General features: G+C 66.2%; 8 protein-coding genes. 5 read left to right on the top strand and 3 right to left on the bottom strand.

Annotation, left to right across the window (positions count from 1 at the left end):
- Positions 1-331: 331 nt before the first annotated feature.
- Both GEV05_08810 and metG read right to left on the bottom strand, forming a co-directional pair.
- Positions 332-1,441 (bottom strand): mandelate racemase/muconate lactonizing enzyme family protein, encoded by a 1,110-nt coding sequence (locus tag GEV05_08810; GenBank protein ID MPZ43487.1) that lies wholly within the window; start codon positions 1,439-1,441, stop codon positions 332-334.
- 51 nt (positions 1,442-1,492) lie between these two features.
- Positions 1,493-4,099 carry a methionine--tRNA ligase gene (gene metG, locus GEV05_08815; protein ID MPZ43488.1) on the bottom strand — a complete coding sequence of 869 codons (2,607 nt, stop codon included), beginning with the start codon at positions 4,097-4,099 and terminating at the stop codon, positions 1,493-1,495.
- Between the two features lie 251 nt (positions 4,100-4,350).
- Here metG and apbC point away from each other — a divergent pair, with 251 nt between their 5' ends.
- The 5 genes from apbC to GEV05_08840 all read left to right on the top strand — a co-directional run bounded on the left by apbC (position 4,351) and on the right by GEV05_08840 (position 14,375).
- Positions 4,351-5,439 (top strand): iron-sulfur cluster carrier protein ApbC, encoded by a 1,089-nt coding sequence (gene apbC / locus GEV05_08820; GenBank protein ID MPZ43489.1) that lies wholly within the window; start codon positions 4,351-4,353, stop codon positions 5,437-5,439.
- A gap of 41 nt (positions 5,440-5,480) precedes the next feature.
- Positions 5,481-6,053 carry a dCTP deaminase gene (locus GEV05_08825; protein ID MPZ43490.1) on the top strand — a complete coding sequence of 191 codons (573 nt, stop codon included), beginning with the start codon at positions 5,481-5,483 and terminating at the stop codon, positions 6,051-6,053.
- Between the two features lie 132 nt (positions 6,054-6,185).
- Positions 6,186-7,655 carry a tetratricopeptide repeat protein gene (locus tag GEV05_08830; protein MPZ43491.1) on the top strand — a complete coding sequence of 490 codons (1,470 nt, stop codon included), beginning with the start codon at positions 6,186-6,188 and terminating at the stop codon, positions 7,653-7,655.
- 10 nt (positions 7,656-7,665) lie between these two features.
- Complete coding sequence (locus GEV05_08835; GenBank protein ID MPZ43492.1) at positions 7,666-10,647, top strand: hypothetical protein; 2,982 nt, start codon at positions 7,666-7,668, stop codon at positions 10,645-10,647.
- A 1,313-nt stretch (positions 10,648-11,960) separates the two neighbouring features.
- The gene (locus GEV05_08840; GenBank protein MPZ43493.1) at positions 11,961-14,375 is read left to right on the top strand and encodes a tetratricopeptide repeat protein; all 2,415 of its coding nucleotides are present in this window, start codon (positions 11,961-11,963) and stop codon (positions 14,373-14,375) included.
- 9 nt (positions 14,376-14,384) lie between these two features.
- On the opposite strand, the gene GEV05_08845 is transcribed toward GEV05_08840, so the two are convergent.
- On the bottom strand, positions 14,385-14,984 hold a 600-nt coding region (locus tag GEV05_08845), incomplete at its 5' end, for a hypothetical protein (GenBank protein ID MPZ43494.1).

Below are 14,984 nucleotides of genomic sequence, written 5' to 3' on the forward strand. Positions count from 1 at the left end.
TCACGCTCGCTCCTCCTCGATTTGCGCGTAAGCTGGATTGTCTCGAGAGGCGGGCATGCCTGCTGGCCGGGGCAAAACAGGCGCACATGCCGTCCGACTCGGTGCTTCGACGACCGGGACCCGGAACTGGCGGCTCAGGTCATCATCACCGGACAACATCGGCGCGAGTGTAGTCCCCTGTCGTCGGATTGCACATCATCGATTCGATCGGCGAACCCGTCGCGTTGCAATCGAAGCGCGTCGATCGCGACGCAATACGGCACCTCGTGATTCCACCGGCCCCGCGGCCGCCATTGAGGCGTGCGCGATCGCACCGCCTCGGGCGCGCAGTTCATGCCGAGCGATATTTGGCGACCAGTTTGCGATCGAGCTCGATGCCGAAGCCGCTGCCCTCGGGCAGCGTGAAAAAGCCGTTCTTCGCCGTCGGCCGGTTGCACCAGACGCTCTGCCAGACCGGATCGCGCTCGGGGTCGGCGAAGCATTCGACATAGGTGCCGTGCGGGATCGCGGTCAGCAACTGGATCGAGATCTGCGATTCTTCGTGGTGCGCCATCTTGACACCCGCCGCGCCGCAAATCGCTGCCGCCCGACGCCAGTCGGTGACCCCGCCGCCTTCCGAGACGTCGTAGTTGACGAGGTCGACCGCGCCCGCGTCGATGAGACGGCGCACGCCGTGGCTGGTGATCTCGCTCTGGCCGGCCGTGATCGGAATGCTCGTGGCCGCCCGCACGCGCGCCATCATGGCGGCGTCGTCGTACCAGTGGCACGGCTCTTCGAACCAGCGGATGTCGAGCGGTTCGACCAGGTGTGCGAAGCGGATCGCGTGCTCGACGTCCCAGCCGCGGTTGGCGTCCACCGCCAGGATGAAATCCCCGCCCGCGGCCTTGCGCGCCGCCGCCACCCGCTTGGCATCCTCCGTCGGCGCAAGCCCTCCGACCTTGAACTTGCAGCCGGCCATGCCCGCGTCGCGATACATCTGCATCTCGCGTCCGATGTCGGCAAAGGTCTTGCCTTCGACGTAGTAGCCGCCGATGGAAATGATCGGCAACTCGTCACAAAAGCCGCCGAGAAGGTCGCGCACGGGCTTGCCGAGCGACTTGCCCATGAGGTCCCACAGGGCGCAATCGATGCATGCGATCGCCTCCAGCAGGAGCTTCCGATCGCCGGCCGCGATCGTCTGCGTGAAAAGCTTCTGCCACAGCCGCTCCACCGCGAACGGATCCTCGCCGAGGACGAGCGGTGCGAGCTTCTCGGTGATCATGCGCGCGATGTGCGGCGCTGAATCGCGGTTGTCGCCGTTGTACACCTCAGCGACGAGACCGTCTTCGGAGTAGACGCGGGTGATCACCGTGCAGCGGCGGGTGACGTGATAGGTGCTGCCGCCGAAATCGCGCGTGAGGGGGATCGCGATCGCCTCGGCTTCGATGCGTTCGATTCGCATGGCTGGCCTATTGTTCGATGTGCTCGATGTGCTCGATTTCGCAGGGTTAGCCTATTTGGCTTTCATACCGGGCTTGGCGCCTTCGTCGACCGCGAGCAGGAACGGTCCGCCGTTCTCGTCGCTGGCCGCGAGGATCATACCCTCCGAGACGCCGAACTTCATCTTGCGCGGCGCAAGGTTGGCGACCATCACGGTCAGGCGGCCGTCGAGCTGCGCGGGCTCGTAAGCCGACTTGATGCCGGCGAACACCGTGCGCGTTCCGAGGCTGCCCACGTCGAGCGTGAGCTTGAGGAGTTTGTCCGCGCCTTCGACATGCTCGGCCCTGGCGATGCGCGCCACGCGCAGGTCGAGCTTGGCGAAGTCGTCGATCGTTATGGGCGCATCGGCGCCTGTCTTGCTCCCCTCTCCCTCCGGGAGAGGGGCTGGGGGTGAGGGAGATTTGCCACCGCCTGCTTTCTTGCTCGCCTCTCCTTCCGGGAGAGGTGTCGGGGGTGAGGGTACTTTATCCATAAGCGTCGTCCATATCCTTTCCAGAACCGGCTCGGTTTGCTGCAACACCTCGTTGTCCCAGAATCGAATGACCTCGATCCCTGCGCGTTTCAGCGCCGAGTCCCGAGCCTGGTCGTAATCGTTCTGCGCATGCTGACTGCCGTCGAGTTCGATGGCGAGCTTCGCTTCCGCGCTATAAAAATCCAGGATGTATCGGTTTCCTTCGGCTTCGATCGGATGTCGGCGGCGAAACTTCGTGCCTGCCAATCGTCGATCGCGCAGCAGCAACCACATCAGATTCTCGGCGTCGGTCTGTTCGGTGCGAAGCCTGCGTGCGTAGCCGAGCAAGTCCTCGGGAAGGGACTGTTTGCGTTGAAGCTTTCCCTCACCCCCGGCCCCTCTCCCGGAGGGAGAGGGGAGCAGGGACTCCTTATTCGCTTCGACTAAGGCTGTCACCTGCTTCGGATCGATCCGGGTCATCAGATGTTGATATGCACCAATACGGTGGCCTGCAGGCAAAATGTCAACGGCCTCGTTGAACATGGAGAATGCATCTGCATTCAGGAACTGAGCAGCTTTGGCCGATAGAGCCGGCAAGACGGGCTGCAAGAAGATGCTCAAGCACCGAAAGGCATTCAACGCAACTGTACAAACGAGTTGCAGTCGGTCTGAATCCTCTGCAGATTTTCCAAGCTTCCATGGTTGAGCGCGATCGTAATACTGGTTTACGCTGCCCGCGTAAGCCATTGCAAGCCGTACCGCTTTCCCATATTCACGGCTGTTGAAGTAAAGAGAGAGATAGCTCGCAACGGCGTGCACTGACATGGGTCCGGTATCAGCGATCAGGTCCGCTTCAATCAGTTTGGAGCCGTCTACAGTGATGCTATCCAGCTCGCGTCGAACCCCCGCAGCATCCGCATGAAGGTAGCCGTCGAAGCGCTTGGAAATGAAGCCCGCGCAGCGGCTGGCGATGTTGACGTACTTGCCGACCAGGTCGCTGTTCACGCGCGCAACGAAATCGTCGAGGTTGAGATCGATGTCCTCCATCGTGGACCCAAGCTTGGCGGCGTAGTAGTAGCGCAACCATTCGGGATTGAGGCCCAGCTCCAGATAGCTCTGCGCGGTGATGAACGTGCCGCGCGACTTGGACATCTTCTCGCCGTTCACGGTGAGAAAACCGTGGGCGAAAACCTTGCTCGGCGTACGGTAGCCGGCGTGTTCGAGCATCGCGGGCCAGAACAGGGCATGGAAGTAGAGGATGTCCTTGCCGATGAAATGGACCAGCTCGGTCGTGGCGCCGGGGCGCAGGAACGCATCGATCTCGGCCTGCGATTTTCCCGCGCGGTCGCAATAGTTGCGGAAGCTCGCGAAATAGCCGACCGGCGCATCGAGCCAGACATAGAAGAACTTGGCTCCGTCGGTGCCGGGGATCTCGAAGCCGAAGTAGGGCGGGTCGCGCGAAATATCCCAGTCGGCGAGCTTGTTGTCGCCCTGCTCGCCCAACCATTCCTTCATCTTGTTGCCGGCTTCGGGCTGCAGGTGCTCGCCGCCTTGCGTCCAGGCGCGCAGGAACGCCTCGCACCTCGGATCCGAGAGCTTGAAGAAATGGTGCTCGGAAGCTTTGCGCACCGGAGCGGCGCCGGAGACGACCGAGTACGGGTTCTTCAGATCGGTGGGACTGTAGGTGGAGCCGCAGACTTCGCACGAATCGCCGTACTGGTCCTTCGCCCCGCACTTGGGGCACTCGCCCTTGATGTAGCGATCGGGCAGGAACATGGACTTCACCGGATCGAAGAACTGCTCGACCGAGCGCACGTCGATCAGTCCCCGCTCCTTCAGGCGCAGATAGATCTCCTCGCAGTAAGCGCGGTTTTCCGGCGAGTTGGTCGTGTGGTAGTTGTCGAAGCTCACCAGGAAGCCGGCGAAATCGCGCGTATGCTCGCCGTAGACACGCGTTATCAACGCTTCGGGGGTGACGCCTTCGGCTTCCGCGCGCAGCATGATCGGGGTGCCATGGGTGTCGTCGGCGCAGACATAGATCACCTCGGCACCTTGCATGCGCTGGAAGCGCACCCAGATATCGGTCTGGATGTACTCGATCAGGTGTCCGAGGTGGATCGCGCCGTTTGCGTACGGCAGCGCGGACGTGACCAGGATTGTGCGCGACATCGAAGGCACCGATTCAAATAGGGCATTCTAGCCGGATCGCGCTTGCTTCCGGCCGCAGCCGCAAGCGCCGGTTCGGGCTTGGTGGGTGCTGCAACGGTAATGGAGTGCGTCGCTAGACCGTGCTGTGCTGCACATCGAATGAAGTGCATTGCCGTCCTGCACATCAATGAGTGCGTTGCCACCGTGCTGCACATCGAGAGCGCGGTCGCGTTCCTTGCTAGAATCGATTCGCCCAGTCGGAGCTCAATGCCGTGACCATTAACCGCGATCAAGTCGAGTCCGCACTCGACCATGTCATCAACCCGGATACGGGTGCAAGTTTCGTTGCCGGCAAGATGGTGAAGGACATCCGGATCGAGGGCGACGCCGTCAACGTCGAGATCGTCCTGGGCTATCCGGCCAGGACCGTCACCGAGAGCGTGCGCCAATCGGTTGCCGACGCGGTGCGCGCGCTCCCCGGCGTGGGCAGTGTCGCCGTAACCGTGACGAGCAAGGTGGTGGCGCACTCGGTACAGCGTGGGGTGAAGCTGGTCCCTAATGTGAAGAACATCGTCGCGGTTGCCTCGGGCAAGGGCGGCGTCGGCAAAAGCACGGTGGCGGTGAACCTCGCGCTGGGGCTCGCGGCCGAAGGCGCTTCGGTCGGGGTGCTGGACGCGGATATCTACGGCCCGTCGCAACCGACCATGCTCGGCATCCGCGGGCGGCCGGAGTCGCGCGACGGCAAGTCGATCGAGCCGATGGTCGGCCACGGCGTGCAGGCGATGTCGATCGGTTTCCTGATCGATACCGAGACGCCGATGGTGTGGCGCGGGCCGATGGTCACGCAGGCCTTGCAGCAGCTACTGAACGAGACCCGCTGGCGTGATATCGACTATCTCGTGGTCGACCTGCCGCCGGGTACCGGCGACATTCAGCTGACGCTTGCGCAGAGCGTGCCGGTGACCGGCGCGGTTATCGTGACCACGCCGCAGGACATCGCGCTGCTCGATGCCCGCAAGGGGCTCAAGATGTTCGAGAAGGTGAACATCCCGATCCTCGGCATCGTAGAGAACATGAGCGCGCACATCTGCCCGAATTGCGGGCACGAATCGCACATCTTCGGCGAAGGCGGGGCCGAGCGCATGGCGCAGGACTACAAGGTCGAGGTCCTGGGTCAGGTGCCGCTCGACATCGGCATCCGGGAGCAGGCCGATTCGGGTCAGCCCACCGTCGTGGCCGCGCCGGACTCGCGTGCCGCGGTGATCTACCGCCAGATCGCGCGCCGGGTGGCGATCCGCATCGCGGACAGGCAGCAGGATCACTCCGCGGCGTTTCCGAAGATCGTGGTCCAGAATACTTGACGCAGCGCGCTTGCGGTTGACATGCGGGTGAAGGGGAGTCGATGAGCATCAAGTCCGACCGCTGGATCCGCCGCATGGCCGAGTCCCACGGCATGATCGAGCCGTTCGAGCCGGGGCAGGTGAAGGCGGTCGACGGCCAGCGCATCGTCTCCTACGGCACCTCGAGCTACGGCTACGACCTGCGCTGCTCGAACGAATTCAAGCTTTTCACCAACCTCAACAGCACCATCGTCGACCCCAAGGCGTTCGACGAGAAGTCCTTCGTCGACGTGCGCGGCGATCATTGCATCATCCCGCCAAACTCCTTCGCCCTGGCACGCACGGTCGAGTATTTCCGCATTCCGCGTAACGTCCTGGTCCTGTGCCTGGGCAAGTCGACCTATGCCCGTTGCGGCATCATCGTCAACGTCACGCCCCTGGAGCCCGAGTGGGAAGGCCACGTGACGCTGGAGTTCTCCAACACCACGCCGCTGCCGGCCAAGATCTACGCCAACGAAGGGGTGGCGCAGGTCGTGTTCCTGGAAGCGGCGGCCGACGACGTGTGCGAGACCTCCTATCGCGACCGCGGCGGCAAGTACCAGGGCCAGCGCGGCGTCACGTTGCCGAAGATCTGAGCCGGCGCCGTCGAGCCCGTCGCAGGGCCGATCGGCCGCGCAGGCGACCCGAGATGGCGCATCGCGGCTGTCGCAGGCTTGCAACGCATCCTCGACATCGTCTGATCTTTGCATGCTAAGGGATTGACTCACATGGTCATTATCCCTACGCTCGAATCATCCCTGGTGCCGCAGTGCCTGCAGGCGGAGTCCCACGCTGGGGCGGACCGCCCCTCGATGCCGCGAGCCCCCGAGACGTCGCTCATCACCCACAACGGAACAAGAACGAACGTGAAGCGCGTGCTGCTGAAGTGGATCATCGCTTTCGCCGTCCTGGTTTCGGCCGGTGCCGCGCTGGCGCAGCTGGATTCGGTGCTCGCACAGGCGCGACAGCTCATGCAGCGCAGCGACCCCGCAGCGGCCTACAACCTGCTCAAGCCGCTGGAAGCCGATCGCGCCGGCAACCCCGACTTCGACTATCTGCTGGGCATCGCGGCGCTGGATAGCGGGCGCTATACCGAAGCGGTATTCGCGCTCGAGCGCGTGCTTGCCGTGAATCCGAAGCACGTCCAGGCGCGCGCCGAGATCGCGCGGGCGCTGGTACAGCTGGGCGAGGTCGAGACCGCGCGGCGCGAGTTCGAAACGGTCCGACAACAAACCATTCCGCCGGAAGCAGCGGCGACCATTCAGAAGTACCTCGACGCGATCGAGCAGATTCAGGCGGGCACCCGCACCGCGGTCGCAGGCTATGTCGAGCTCGGCCTGGGTTACGACACCAACGTCAATAGCGGGACCACGACCAGCCAGTTCGCAGTCCCGGCGCTGCCCGGACTGGGGGTGGCGACGCTGAATCCGGCAGCGCTCAAACAGGAGGATGGTTTCGGCTATCTGGCGGCGGGCGCGAACGTGCGCCATCCCGTCAATCCCAGCCTCGCGCTCATTGCAGCGGTCGATGGCAGCCAGCGCCTGCACTTCGACAAGACCGACTTCGATCTCGGCAACGTGGCGGTCAATCTCGGCGCCGAGGTGACGCACACGCGCAACCGCTTCCTGTTCGCCCTGCAGGGGCAGCAGATGATCCTGGACTGGAACCGGTTTCGCGATTCGTTCGGCGGCGTGGCGCAATGGCAGCACCAGGTGGGCAACGGCGTGTTCACCGCGTACCTCCAGCATGCCCGGCTGGACTATCCGGGACAGGAAATCCGCAACGCCGATCGTACCGTGGGCGGCATTGCGTATGCGCATGCCTTTACCGGGCGGTATGCACCCGTCTTGTTCGCCGGCGCGTACTACGGGCACGAGAACGAGCGCAATTCCTCCCGGCCGGATTTCGGCCACCGCCTGGCCGGCGTACGTATCGGCGGCCAGCTGACGCTGACCGAAGCCGTATCGGCGTTCGCTTTCGGCAGCTACGAGGACCGCAACTACGGCGGCCCGGTGCCGGGCTTCTTCGACGATCGCGCCGACAAGCAGACCGATTTTCGCTTGGGTCTGAGCTACAAGCCCGCTAAGCTCTGGACCATCACGCCGCAGGTCGCCTACACCGAAAACAAGTCCAACGTGCCGTTCACCGATTTCGATCGCGCCCAGGCGCTGATCACGGTGCGGCGCGATTTCCGCTGAGGTACCCAGCATGAGCACCCCCCGCTTCCGCCCGAGCCGCGATGCGGCCCTGGCGCTGATGGTGTCTTCGGCCCTGTCCACGTTCGCCCACGCGCAGGTCGCACGGGTGCAGTTCGCGAACGGCCAGGTCAGCGCCACCGGCTCCGACGGAACGGTGCGCTCGCTCGCGCGCGGCGCCGCGATCACGGAAGGCGATACGGTGAGCACCGAGCAGGGCAGGGCGCAACTGCGCTTCGCCGACGGCGCGCTGGTGTCGCTGCAGCCGCGCACGACCTTTCGCATCGACGAGTTCCGCTTCAAGGAGAAGGAGGAAGGCGAGGAGCGCGGCTTCTTCAGCCTGTTGCGCGGAGGGCTACGCACCATCACCGGGCTCATCGGTCGCACCAACCGCGACTCCTACCGGGTGCGCACGTCCACCGCCACCATCGGCATCCGCGGCACCGAGTACCTCGCCGAGATCACCGACAGCCTGCGTGTGGCAGTGGGCGGCGGAACCATCGCCATCACCAACGAGGCGGGCACGTTCGTCATCGAACAGGGCCAGAGCGCGTTCGTCGCCAACCAGAACAGCACGCCCGTGATCACGTTCGAGAAGCCGCTGTTGCCGCCGCCCCAGGCCGTGGCAGCGCTGCCGCAGCTGCCGCAGGATGAACGCGCGGGGGATCGACGCGACACGCCGCTGTGCGAGAGTGCAAGCGGCGGAAGTGAATGTTCCACGCTTCCTCCGCCGACCGAACCACCCACCGAGCCGCCGGTGGAGCCGCCCACGGTCCCCGCCGTAGCGGCGTTCGGACTCGATGCCTCACTTTTTCTCGCCTCGGGCAACGCGCAACTGAACGACGCCAACCAGGTCGTTGCGTTCTCCGATCCGGCCACCGGGGAAAATTTCCGGCTCGGAACGGCGAGCGTGCAGAACGCCTTCCACGACGGCACGGTGGGCGTGGGTCGCTGGAGCGATGGCACCTTCACCGCCAAGGTCGATCGAGGCGATGGCCTGGAGGAGCTGTCCATTCCCGTCGGCCCCAACCAGGGCCTGCATTACGCGTTCACCACGGCGCCGACCGCGCCCATGCCAGCCGCGAATATCGCAACCTACAACGCGCTTGCGGCGACCCGGGCGACTTCGACCACCGGCGCACTGGGGCTTGGCACGTTCGCGCCCGGCCAGGGCGCCGGCCAGCCCGTTCTGGCGGTGAACTTCGCAACCGGCAAGGTCGGCATGGATTTCACCGTTACGTTCTCCAGCGCAGGCTACCGCGTGCAGACCACGGGCGGGACCGGCGGCCTCGCCGGCTCCGAAGTCGCGCTGCTCGGGGCGTCGGCGCCGTTCGTGTTCGCCAATAGCGCTTCGGTGCCCACGACGGGCATTGGCGGGGCCGCCTGCGCTTCAGGCTGCAGCGCCGACGTGCTCGGTTTCTTCGGCGGCGCAAACGCGGTTCGCACCGGCTTCAGCTACGCGATCGACGATTCCGCAGCGGCGCTCAAGGTTCACGGCGCCGCGGCCGGGACGCAAGCGGAACTCTATCTTCCGGTTGTCACCAACATGCTGGCTGCGTATGCCGACGGTGCTACGTCGGCCACGATCGTCGCATCGAACGGGACTGCCCAGCTGGCGCCGAGCGGGCGCGTGACGATGTTCGACGGCAGCGGTTGCTGCCTGGTCGCGATGGATCAGAAGACGGCGAGCTTCGCCCCGGGCGAACACGCTTATGACGGCACGATCGGCTTCGGCCGCCTCAGCAGCGGTACGGCCACCGTGGACGGGGGCGAGGGTGCCGGATTCTCCGCACTGAACCTCACAGCGAACCAGGGACTTCACTACGTCTTCGGCACTCTGACGAGCCCGGCGCTTGCATCCGGGATCGCGAGCTTTACCCTGCAGGGCGCAACCAAAGCGACCTCGGCAAGCGGCACGCTGGGCCTGGGCAGCTTTAGCGGCGCGATGGCAGTCGACTTCGCGCTCGGCAGGGTCGGGCTCGACTTCAATGTCAATTTCGGCAGCAACGACTATCACGTGGTGACGACCGGTGGCCTGGGCAACACGGCAAGCTCCGAGGTGCTGACTTTCGGACCGTCTTTCTCCGGTTCCGGACTGCCCACGACCAACCCGGCCGGGTGCGCGTCCAGCTGCACATCGAGTGTGCAGGGCTTCTTCGCCGGCGCCGGGGCGGCGCGAGCCGGGCTGGGATACCGCATCTTCGATGACACGGAGACGATCGCCGGCGCAGCCACGTTCACCCAGTCGGGCTTCACGCCCGCGCCCGGCGGAGGCACCCTGGTCGGAAGCTCGGTCGCGATCGACCATGCCGGCGCGCACGACCCGGGGTCGCTGGGTGCGAGCGACTCGTTCCTGAAAACGGGGACCACTGGAGCCATCGACAGCTCCGGCAAGCTCTTGCGGTTCTTCGAGACCTCGGGCCTGACGGCGATCGGCTCGGCAGTGACGGCGCCGGGGGAAAGCGGCAATGACGGCATCATCGGCTGGTCGCGCTGGAGCGGCGGCACGCTCGGCGGTACATCGGGCCACGCCGGCGGCGCCTTCACCGGCTCGCAGAGCTTCCACAACGTCTTCGGTGCGCCTACGCCACTGTCGGACATGACGGCCCTGCAGAGCGGAGGCGTAACGGCAAGCTACTCGCTGCTGGGCGCCACCAATCCCACCACCGATGCGATCGGCGCGATGCCAGGCACGTTGAGCAGCGCCTCGCTCACCGCCAATTTCGGTACCGGACTCGTGAGCTTCAATGCCAACGTCAACGTCAACGCTGCTGCGTACGCGATCAACGCGACCGGGCTCCCCATCTCCGGATCGGGTTTCAGCGGCTCGTCCTTCGGCTACACCACGGGCAGCGCTTGCGCATCGGGTTGCTCGACCTCGATCCACGGCTTCTTCGCCGGTGCGATGGCCGCGCGCGCGGGCGTGGCCTACAACATCCAGAACGGCTCCGGCAAATTCGTCAACGGCGCGGCGGCCTTCACCAAGGCCCCGTAGTGGCTGCAGGCGTCGGTGCGTGCGGCGTCGTGCGCGACGCAGTCCATTGACCGCGGCACAGGCGAGCGTGCCGAGCGCCGTACCCGGCGTGTGCTGGCCGGCGTTTCCCGGGCGCGACGACGCGCGTATCCTGGCGGCGCAGTGGCAGCGCGGCCACGCGATCGGCCGGCACGCGGCGGTTGCGGACGATACGGCGCTGCTGCTCGCTTTGCAGTGGCAGTTCGAGCGCAGCGAATGGTCTTCGCCGCAGGACTTGCAGGCGCGCCAGCTTTCCCAGCTCGACGCACTGTTCGCGCACGCGTGGCATCAGGTTCCGTTCTATCGCGCACGCCTGGCGGCGGCCGGCTATCGGCCCGACTCCCCCTTGTCGTGGACGCTCTTTCGCGCCATCCCGATGCTACGCCGCAGCGAGGTGCAGGCGGCAGGCGCGAGCCTCTACGCCTCCAGCTGGCCGCCGCAGCACGGGAAAGCGTACCGGGAAGCGACCTCCGGCTCGACTGCCGAGCCGATCGAGTTCGCCGCCACCGACATCGTCAAGGTGATGTGGCACGCGCTCACCTTGCGCGAGCACTTGTGGCACCGGCGCGATTTCGGCGCTCGGTTGGCGGCGATCCGCTCGGTGATCGATCCGGGCGAGCGCCCGGACTGGGGGCTGCCGGCGACGCTGCTGGGCCCCACCGGGCCGGCATCGGGCTTGCGCGTCTCCACGCCCATCCCCGAGCAGGCGGCATGGCTCGCCGAGCGCGATCCCGAGTACCTGCTGAGCTATCCTTCGAACCTGGCTGCGCTCGCGCGCGAGTTCATTGCTTGCGGCTTGCGGCTCACGCGGCTGCGCGAGGCGAGAACCTTCGGCGAGCGCCTGCCCGAGGCGCTGCGTGAATTGGTGCGGCAGGCCTGGAATGTCCCTGTGGTCGACATGTACAGCGCGCAGGAAGTCGGCTATATCGCTTTTCAATGTCCGCAGCATGTTCACTACCATGTGCAGTCGGAAAACGTGGTGGTGGAAGTGCTCGACGACCAGGGTGCACCGTGCCCTGCCGGAACCATCGGCCGGGTGGTCGTGACCTCGCTGCACAACTTCGCCACGCCCTTCATCCGCTACCAGCTCGGCGATTATGCCGAGCCGGGCGAGCCGTGCGCCTGCGGCCGCGGATTGCCCGTCCTGGGTCGTGTCGCCGGCCGGTCGCGCAACATGGCGGTGCTGGCGGACGGCAGCCGGTTCTGGCCCCGCATCCGGCCGGGCGAGTGGTCGCAGGTTGCGCCGATCCGACAATTTCGCCTCGTGCAGACCGCCGTCGATGTGATGCGGCTGGATGTGGTCAGCGACGCAGCATTGCGGGCCGAACAGGCTGCCGCGCTGGCGGCCAGCATTGCTCGTCACCTCGGCCACCCGTTTTGCATATCGGTTGCGCAGGTCGATGGGATTGCACGCGGGCGCGCCGACAAGCTCGACGATTTCGTCTGCGAGGTGGGTTTCTGATGGGCGGATGCGCTCGTGCACGCCGTCGACGGCTCGCACCACGGGCGTCATGAACGATCCCATCGCAGCAACGCTCGCGCAAGCCCGCGTGCTGCTCGGGCAGGGCCAGGGCGAACCAGCGCGATCGCTGCTGCAGCCGATCTGCCGCCAGTACGCGGATACGGTCGAAGCCTGGTTCCTGCTCGGTGCGGCCGAACATTTGTGCGGCCGGCTTGCGAGCGCCCTGAGCGCATTCGACTGCGCCGTGCGCTTGGGCCCGCAACATGTCCAGGCCGCCAACGCCCGTGCGGCCATGCTGGGTCTGCTTGGCCGGCCGGGCGAGGCGCTGGCGGAATATGCGCGCGCGCACGCGCTCGATCCGCAGGACGCCCGCATCGTCGTCAACATGGCGATCGTGCTGGAGCAGACCGGTAAGACGACCGAGGCGCTGCAGCACTACGACAGTGCCATTGCCATCGATGCAGCCTGTTTCGCCGCGCTGCTCAATCGAAGCGCCTTGCTGTTGCGGCTGGGCCGGCCGGAGCTGGCGCTCGCGGACGCCGAGCGCGCGATCGCGGCGAATCCCGCTGCTTGCGAAGGGCACTTCAATCGAGCGCAGGCGCTGACGGCAGCCGACCGTTACGAGGAGGCGCTCGCCGCGTGCCGCACGGTGCTGGAGCGCGAACCGCGGCATGTCGGCGCGCAGGTGTGCCGGGCGCTCGCGCTGGCCTGCCTGGGCCAGATCGCGGAAGCGCGCGCGGGCTTCGAGCGGGCGCGCTCGCTCGATCCGGCGCTCTTTCGCACCATCGTTCGCTCGGCGTATCAGGCGCAGTCGGATTCGACTGCGAAGGTTGGACGGGCGCAGGACGAGATGCCCGATCCGCGTGTCGTCTACCTGGTGCGCGGCGTGGATCGCCTGGCGCGCTGCGACTGGCGCGGGCGTGAGCAGTTCATCGCGCGTTTCGAACAGATCGTGCGCGAGGGCCTGCGCAGCGGCGACCTGGTCTGCGAGCGCTCGTTGCCGTTCTCGAGCCTTTTCCTGCCGCTGGCGCCCGATGTCGTGCGCGCTGTCGTGAGCGGGGTCGCGCATTCGATTGCAGCGGCCGCGCCCAGCCGGATGCCGCCGCAGGACGTGCCGCGCGAGCCCGGCGAGCCGCTACGCATCGGCTTTCTCTCGGCCGGCTTCCGGCGCCATCCGAGCGCGTTTCTCAACGCGCCGATTCTGCATGCTTTCGACCGGGCGCGTGTACGCAGCTTCGGCTATGTCCTCAATCCCCCCGATGCGAGCCGCGAAGCGCAGTGGCTGGCGCAAGGATTCGATGCGTTGCGCGCTGCTCATGCGGCTGACGACGCACGGCTCGCGCGCCTCATCCGGGACGATCGCATCCATGTCCTCGTGGACGAATCGCACGGCTATGATTGGTCGCGCCCGCACGTGCTGGCTGCTCGTCCGGCGCCCATCAACATCTGCTATCTGGGAGGACTGGTGAGCTCGGGCGGCGACTGGGTCGACTACCGCATCGCCGACGGAGCCAACGGAGAGGATGGCGCGCAGTTCGCGCCCGAATGTCTCGTGCGCCTGCCGCGCTCATGCTGGACCTATGCCACAGGACCTCTCGTTCCCGCGCCGACGCCGACTCGGGCGCAATGCGGACTGCCGGAGCGCGGCACGGTGTTGTGCGCATTCAGCGGCGCCTACAAAATCGATCCGGCCGTGTTCGCAGCCTGGATGCGCATACTCGCGCGCGTGCCCGGCGCCGTCCTGTGGCTGCTGGGCGACGCGATCGTCGAGCGCAACCTGCGGGCCCATGCGTCAGCATACGGCATCGATGCGGCACGGATCGTGTTCGCGCGCAAAATCGCCCTGGAGCAGCATCTTGCCCGCCTGCGCCTCGCCGACCTGTTTCTCGACACGTTGCCGTGCAATGCGCACACGACCGCGCTCGAAGCCTTGTACTGCGGCGTGCCGGTGCTGACGCTGGTCGGTCATACGGCCGCGGGCCGGGTCGGGGCGAGCCTCGTGCGCACTGCCGGCCTGCCCGATCTCGTTGCCGAAAGCTCAAGCGACTACGAAGCGCGCGCAGTCGCGTTGGCGGCCGATCCGGCGGCACTGGACACGATCAAGGAGCGGCTCGAGGCGGCGCGAGCTTCATGCCCACTATGGGATGCGGGCGATCTCGCGCGTTGCCTGGAACGCGCCTTCGAGATGGTCTGGGCGCGCCATGAGGCGGGAGTTCCTCCGGCTGCGCTGGACGTGCCGGCTGCGTAAGGGCATCGGTCAGCGCGGCGGGTGTGTCTTGATCCATTCTAGCGCCCGCGCCCGCGCTTCGCTGCGCTGCTGCTCCGGGACCTTGTCACCGATGGCCTGCAAGGCTTGCTGCGCACCTTCTTCCCCACTCTCGGCCGCGATGGTGAGCCAGGTGAGGCCGGTTTCGACGTCGCGGGTGGTTCCTTCGCCGTCGAAGTACATCAAGCCGACAATGCGCTGTGCCGCCACATGACCGCGCTCGGCCGCGCGCCGCAACCAATGCAAAGCCTGCGGCAGATCGCGCGCGACCCCTTGCCCTTGCAGGTAGACCATGCCGAGGTTGTGCTGCGCGCCCGGATCGTTCTGGGCGGCGGCGAGGCTCCACCACCTGCGCGCTTCGGCGAGATTCGGCGCAAGTCCCCAGCCACGCGCGTACATGAGCCCCAGGGTCGTCTGCGCGCCGGCCTCGCCCTGTGCCGCCAGCTTGCGGTACCAGCGCGCGGCTGCGGCGAAATCCTGCGCCACGCCGCCGCGGCCGAGGTAATACGCTTCGGCCAGCGCGCGCACCGCTCGCACGTCGCCCGCCTCGGCGCGTTCGCGCAGCCCTTCGGCGCGTTCGCGCAGCCCTTC

It is taken from the genome of Betaproteobacteria bacterium (assembly GCA_009377585.1).
In the GTDB taxonomy this organism is placed as follows: domain Bacteria; phylum Pseudomonadota; class Gammaproteobacteria; order Burkholderiales; family WYBJ01; genus WYBJ01.

Coding starts and splice junctions, on each gene's coding strand:
- GEV05_08810 (MPZ43487.1), bottom strand. CDS start 1,441: ATGCGAATCGAACGCATCGAAGCCGAGGCGATCGCGATCCCCCTCACG.
- metG (MPZ43488.1), bottom strand. CDS start 4,099: ATGTCGCGCACAATCCTGGTCACGTCCGCGCTGCCGTACGCAAACGGC.
- GEV05_08825 (MPZ43490.1), top strand. CDS start 5,481: ATGAGCATCAAGTCCGACCGCTGGATCCGCCGCATGGCCGAGTCCCAC.
- GEV05_08830 (MPZ43491.1), top strand. CDS start 6,186: ATGGTCATTATCCCTACGCTCGAATCATCCCTGGTGCCGCAGTGCCTG.
- GEV05_08835 (MPZ43492.1), top strand. CDS start 7,666: ATGAGCACCCCCCGCTTCCGCCCGAGCCGCGATGCGGCCCTGGCGCTG.
- GEV05_08840 (MPZ43493.1), top strand. CDS start 11,961: ATGTGGTCAGCGACGCAGCATTGCGGGCCGAACAGGCTGCCGCGCTGG.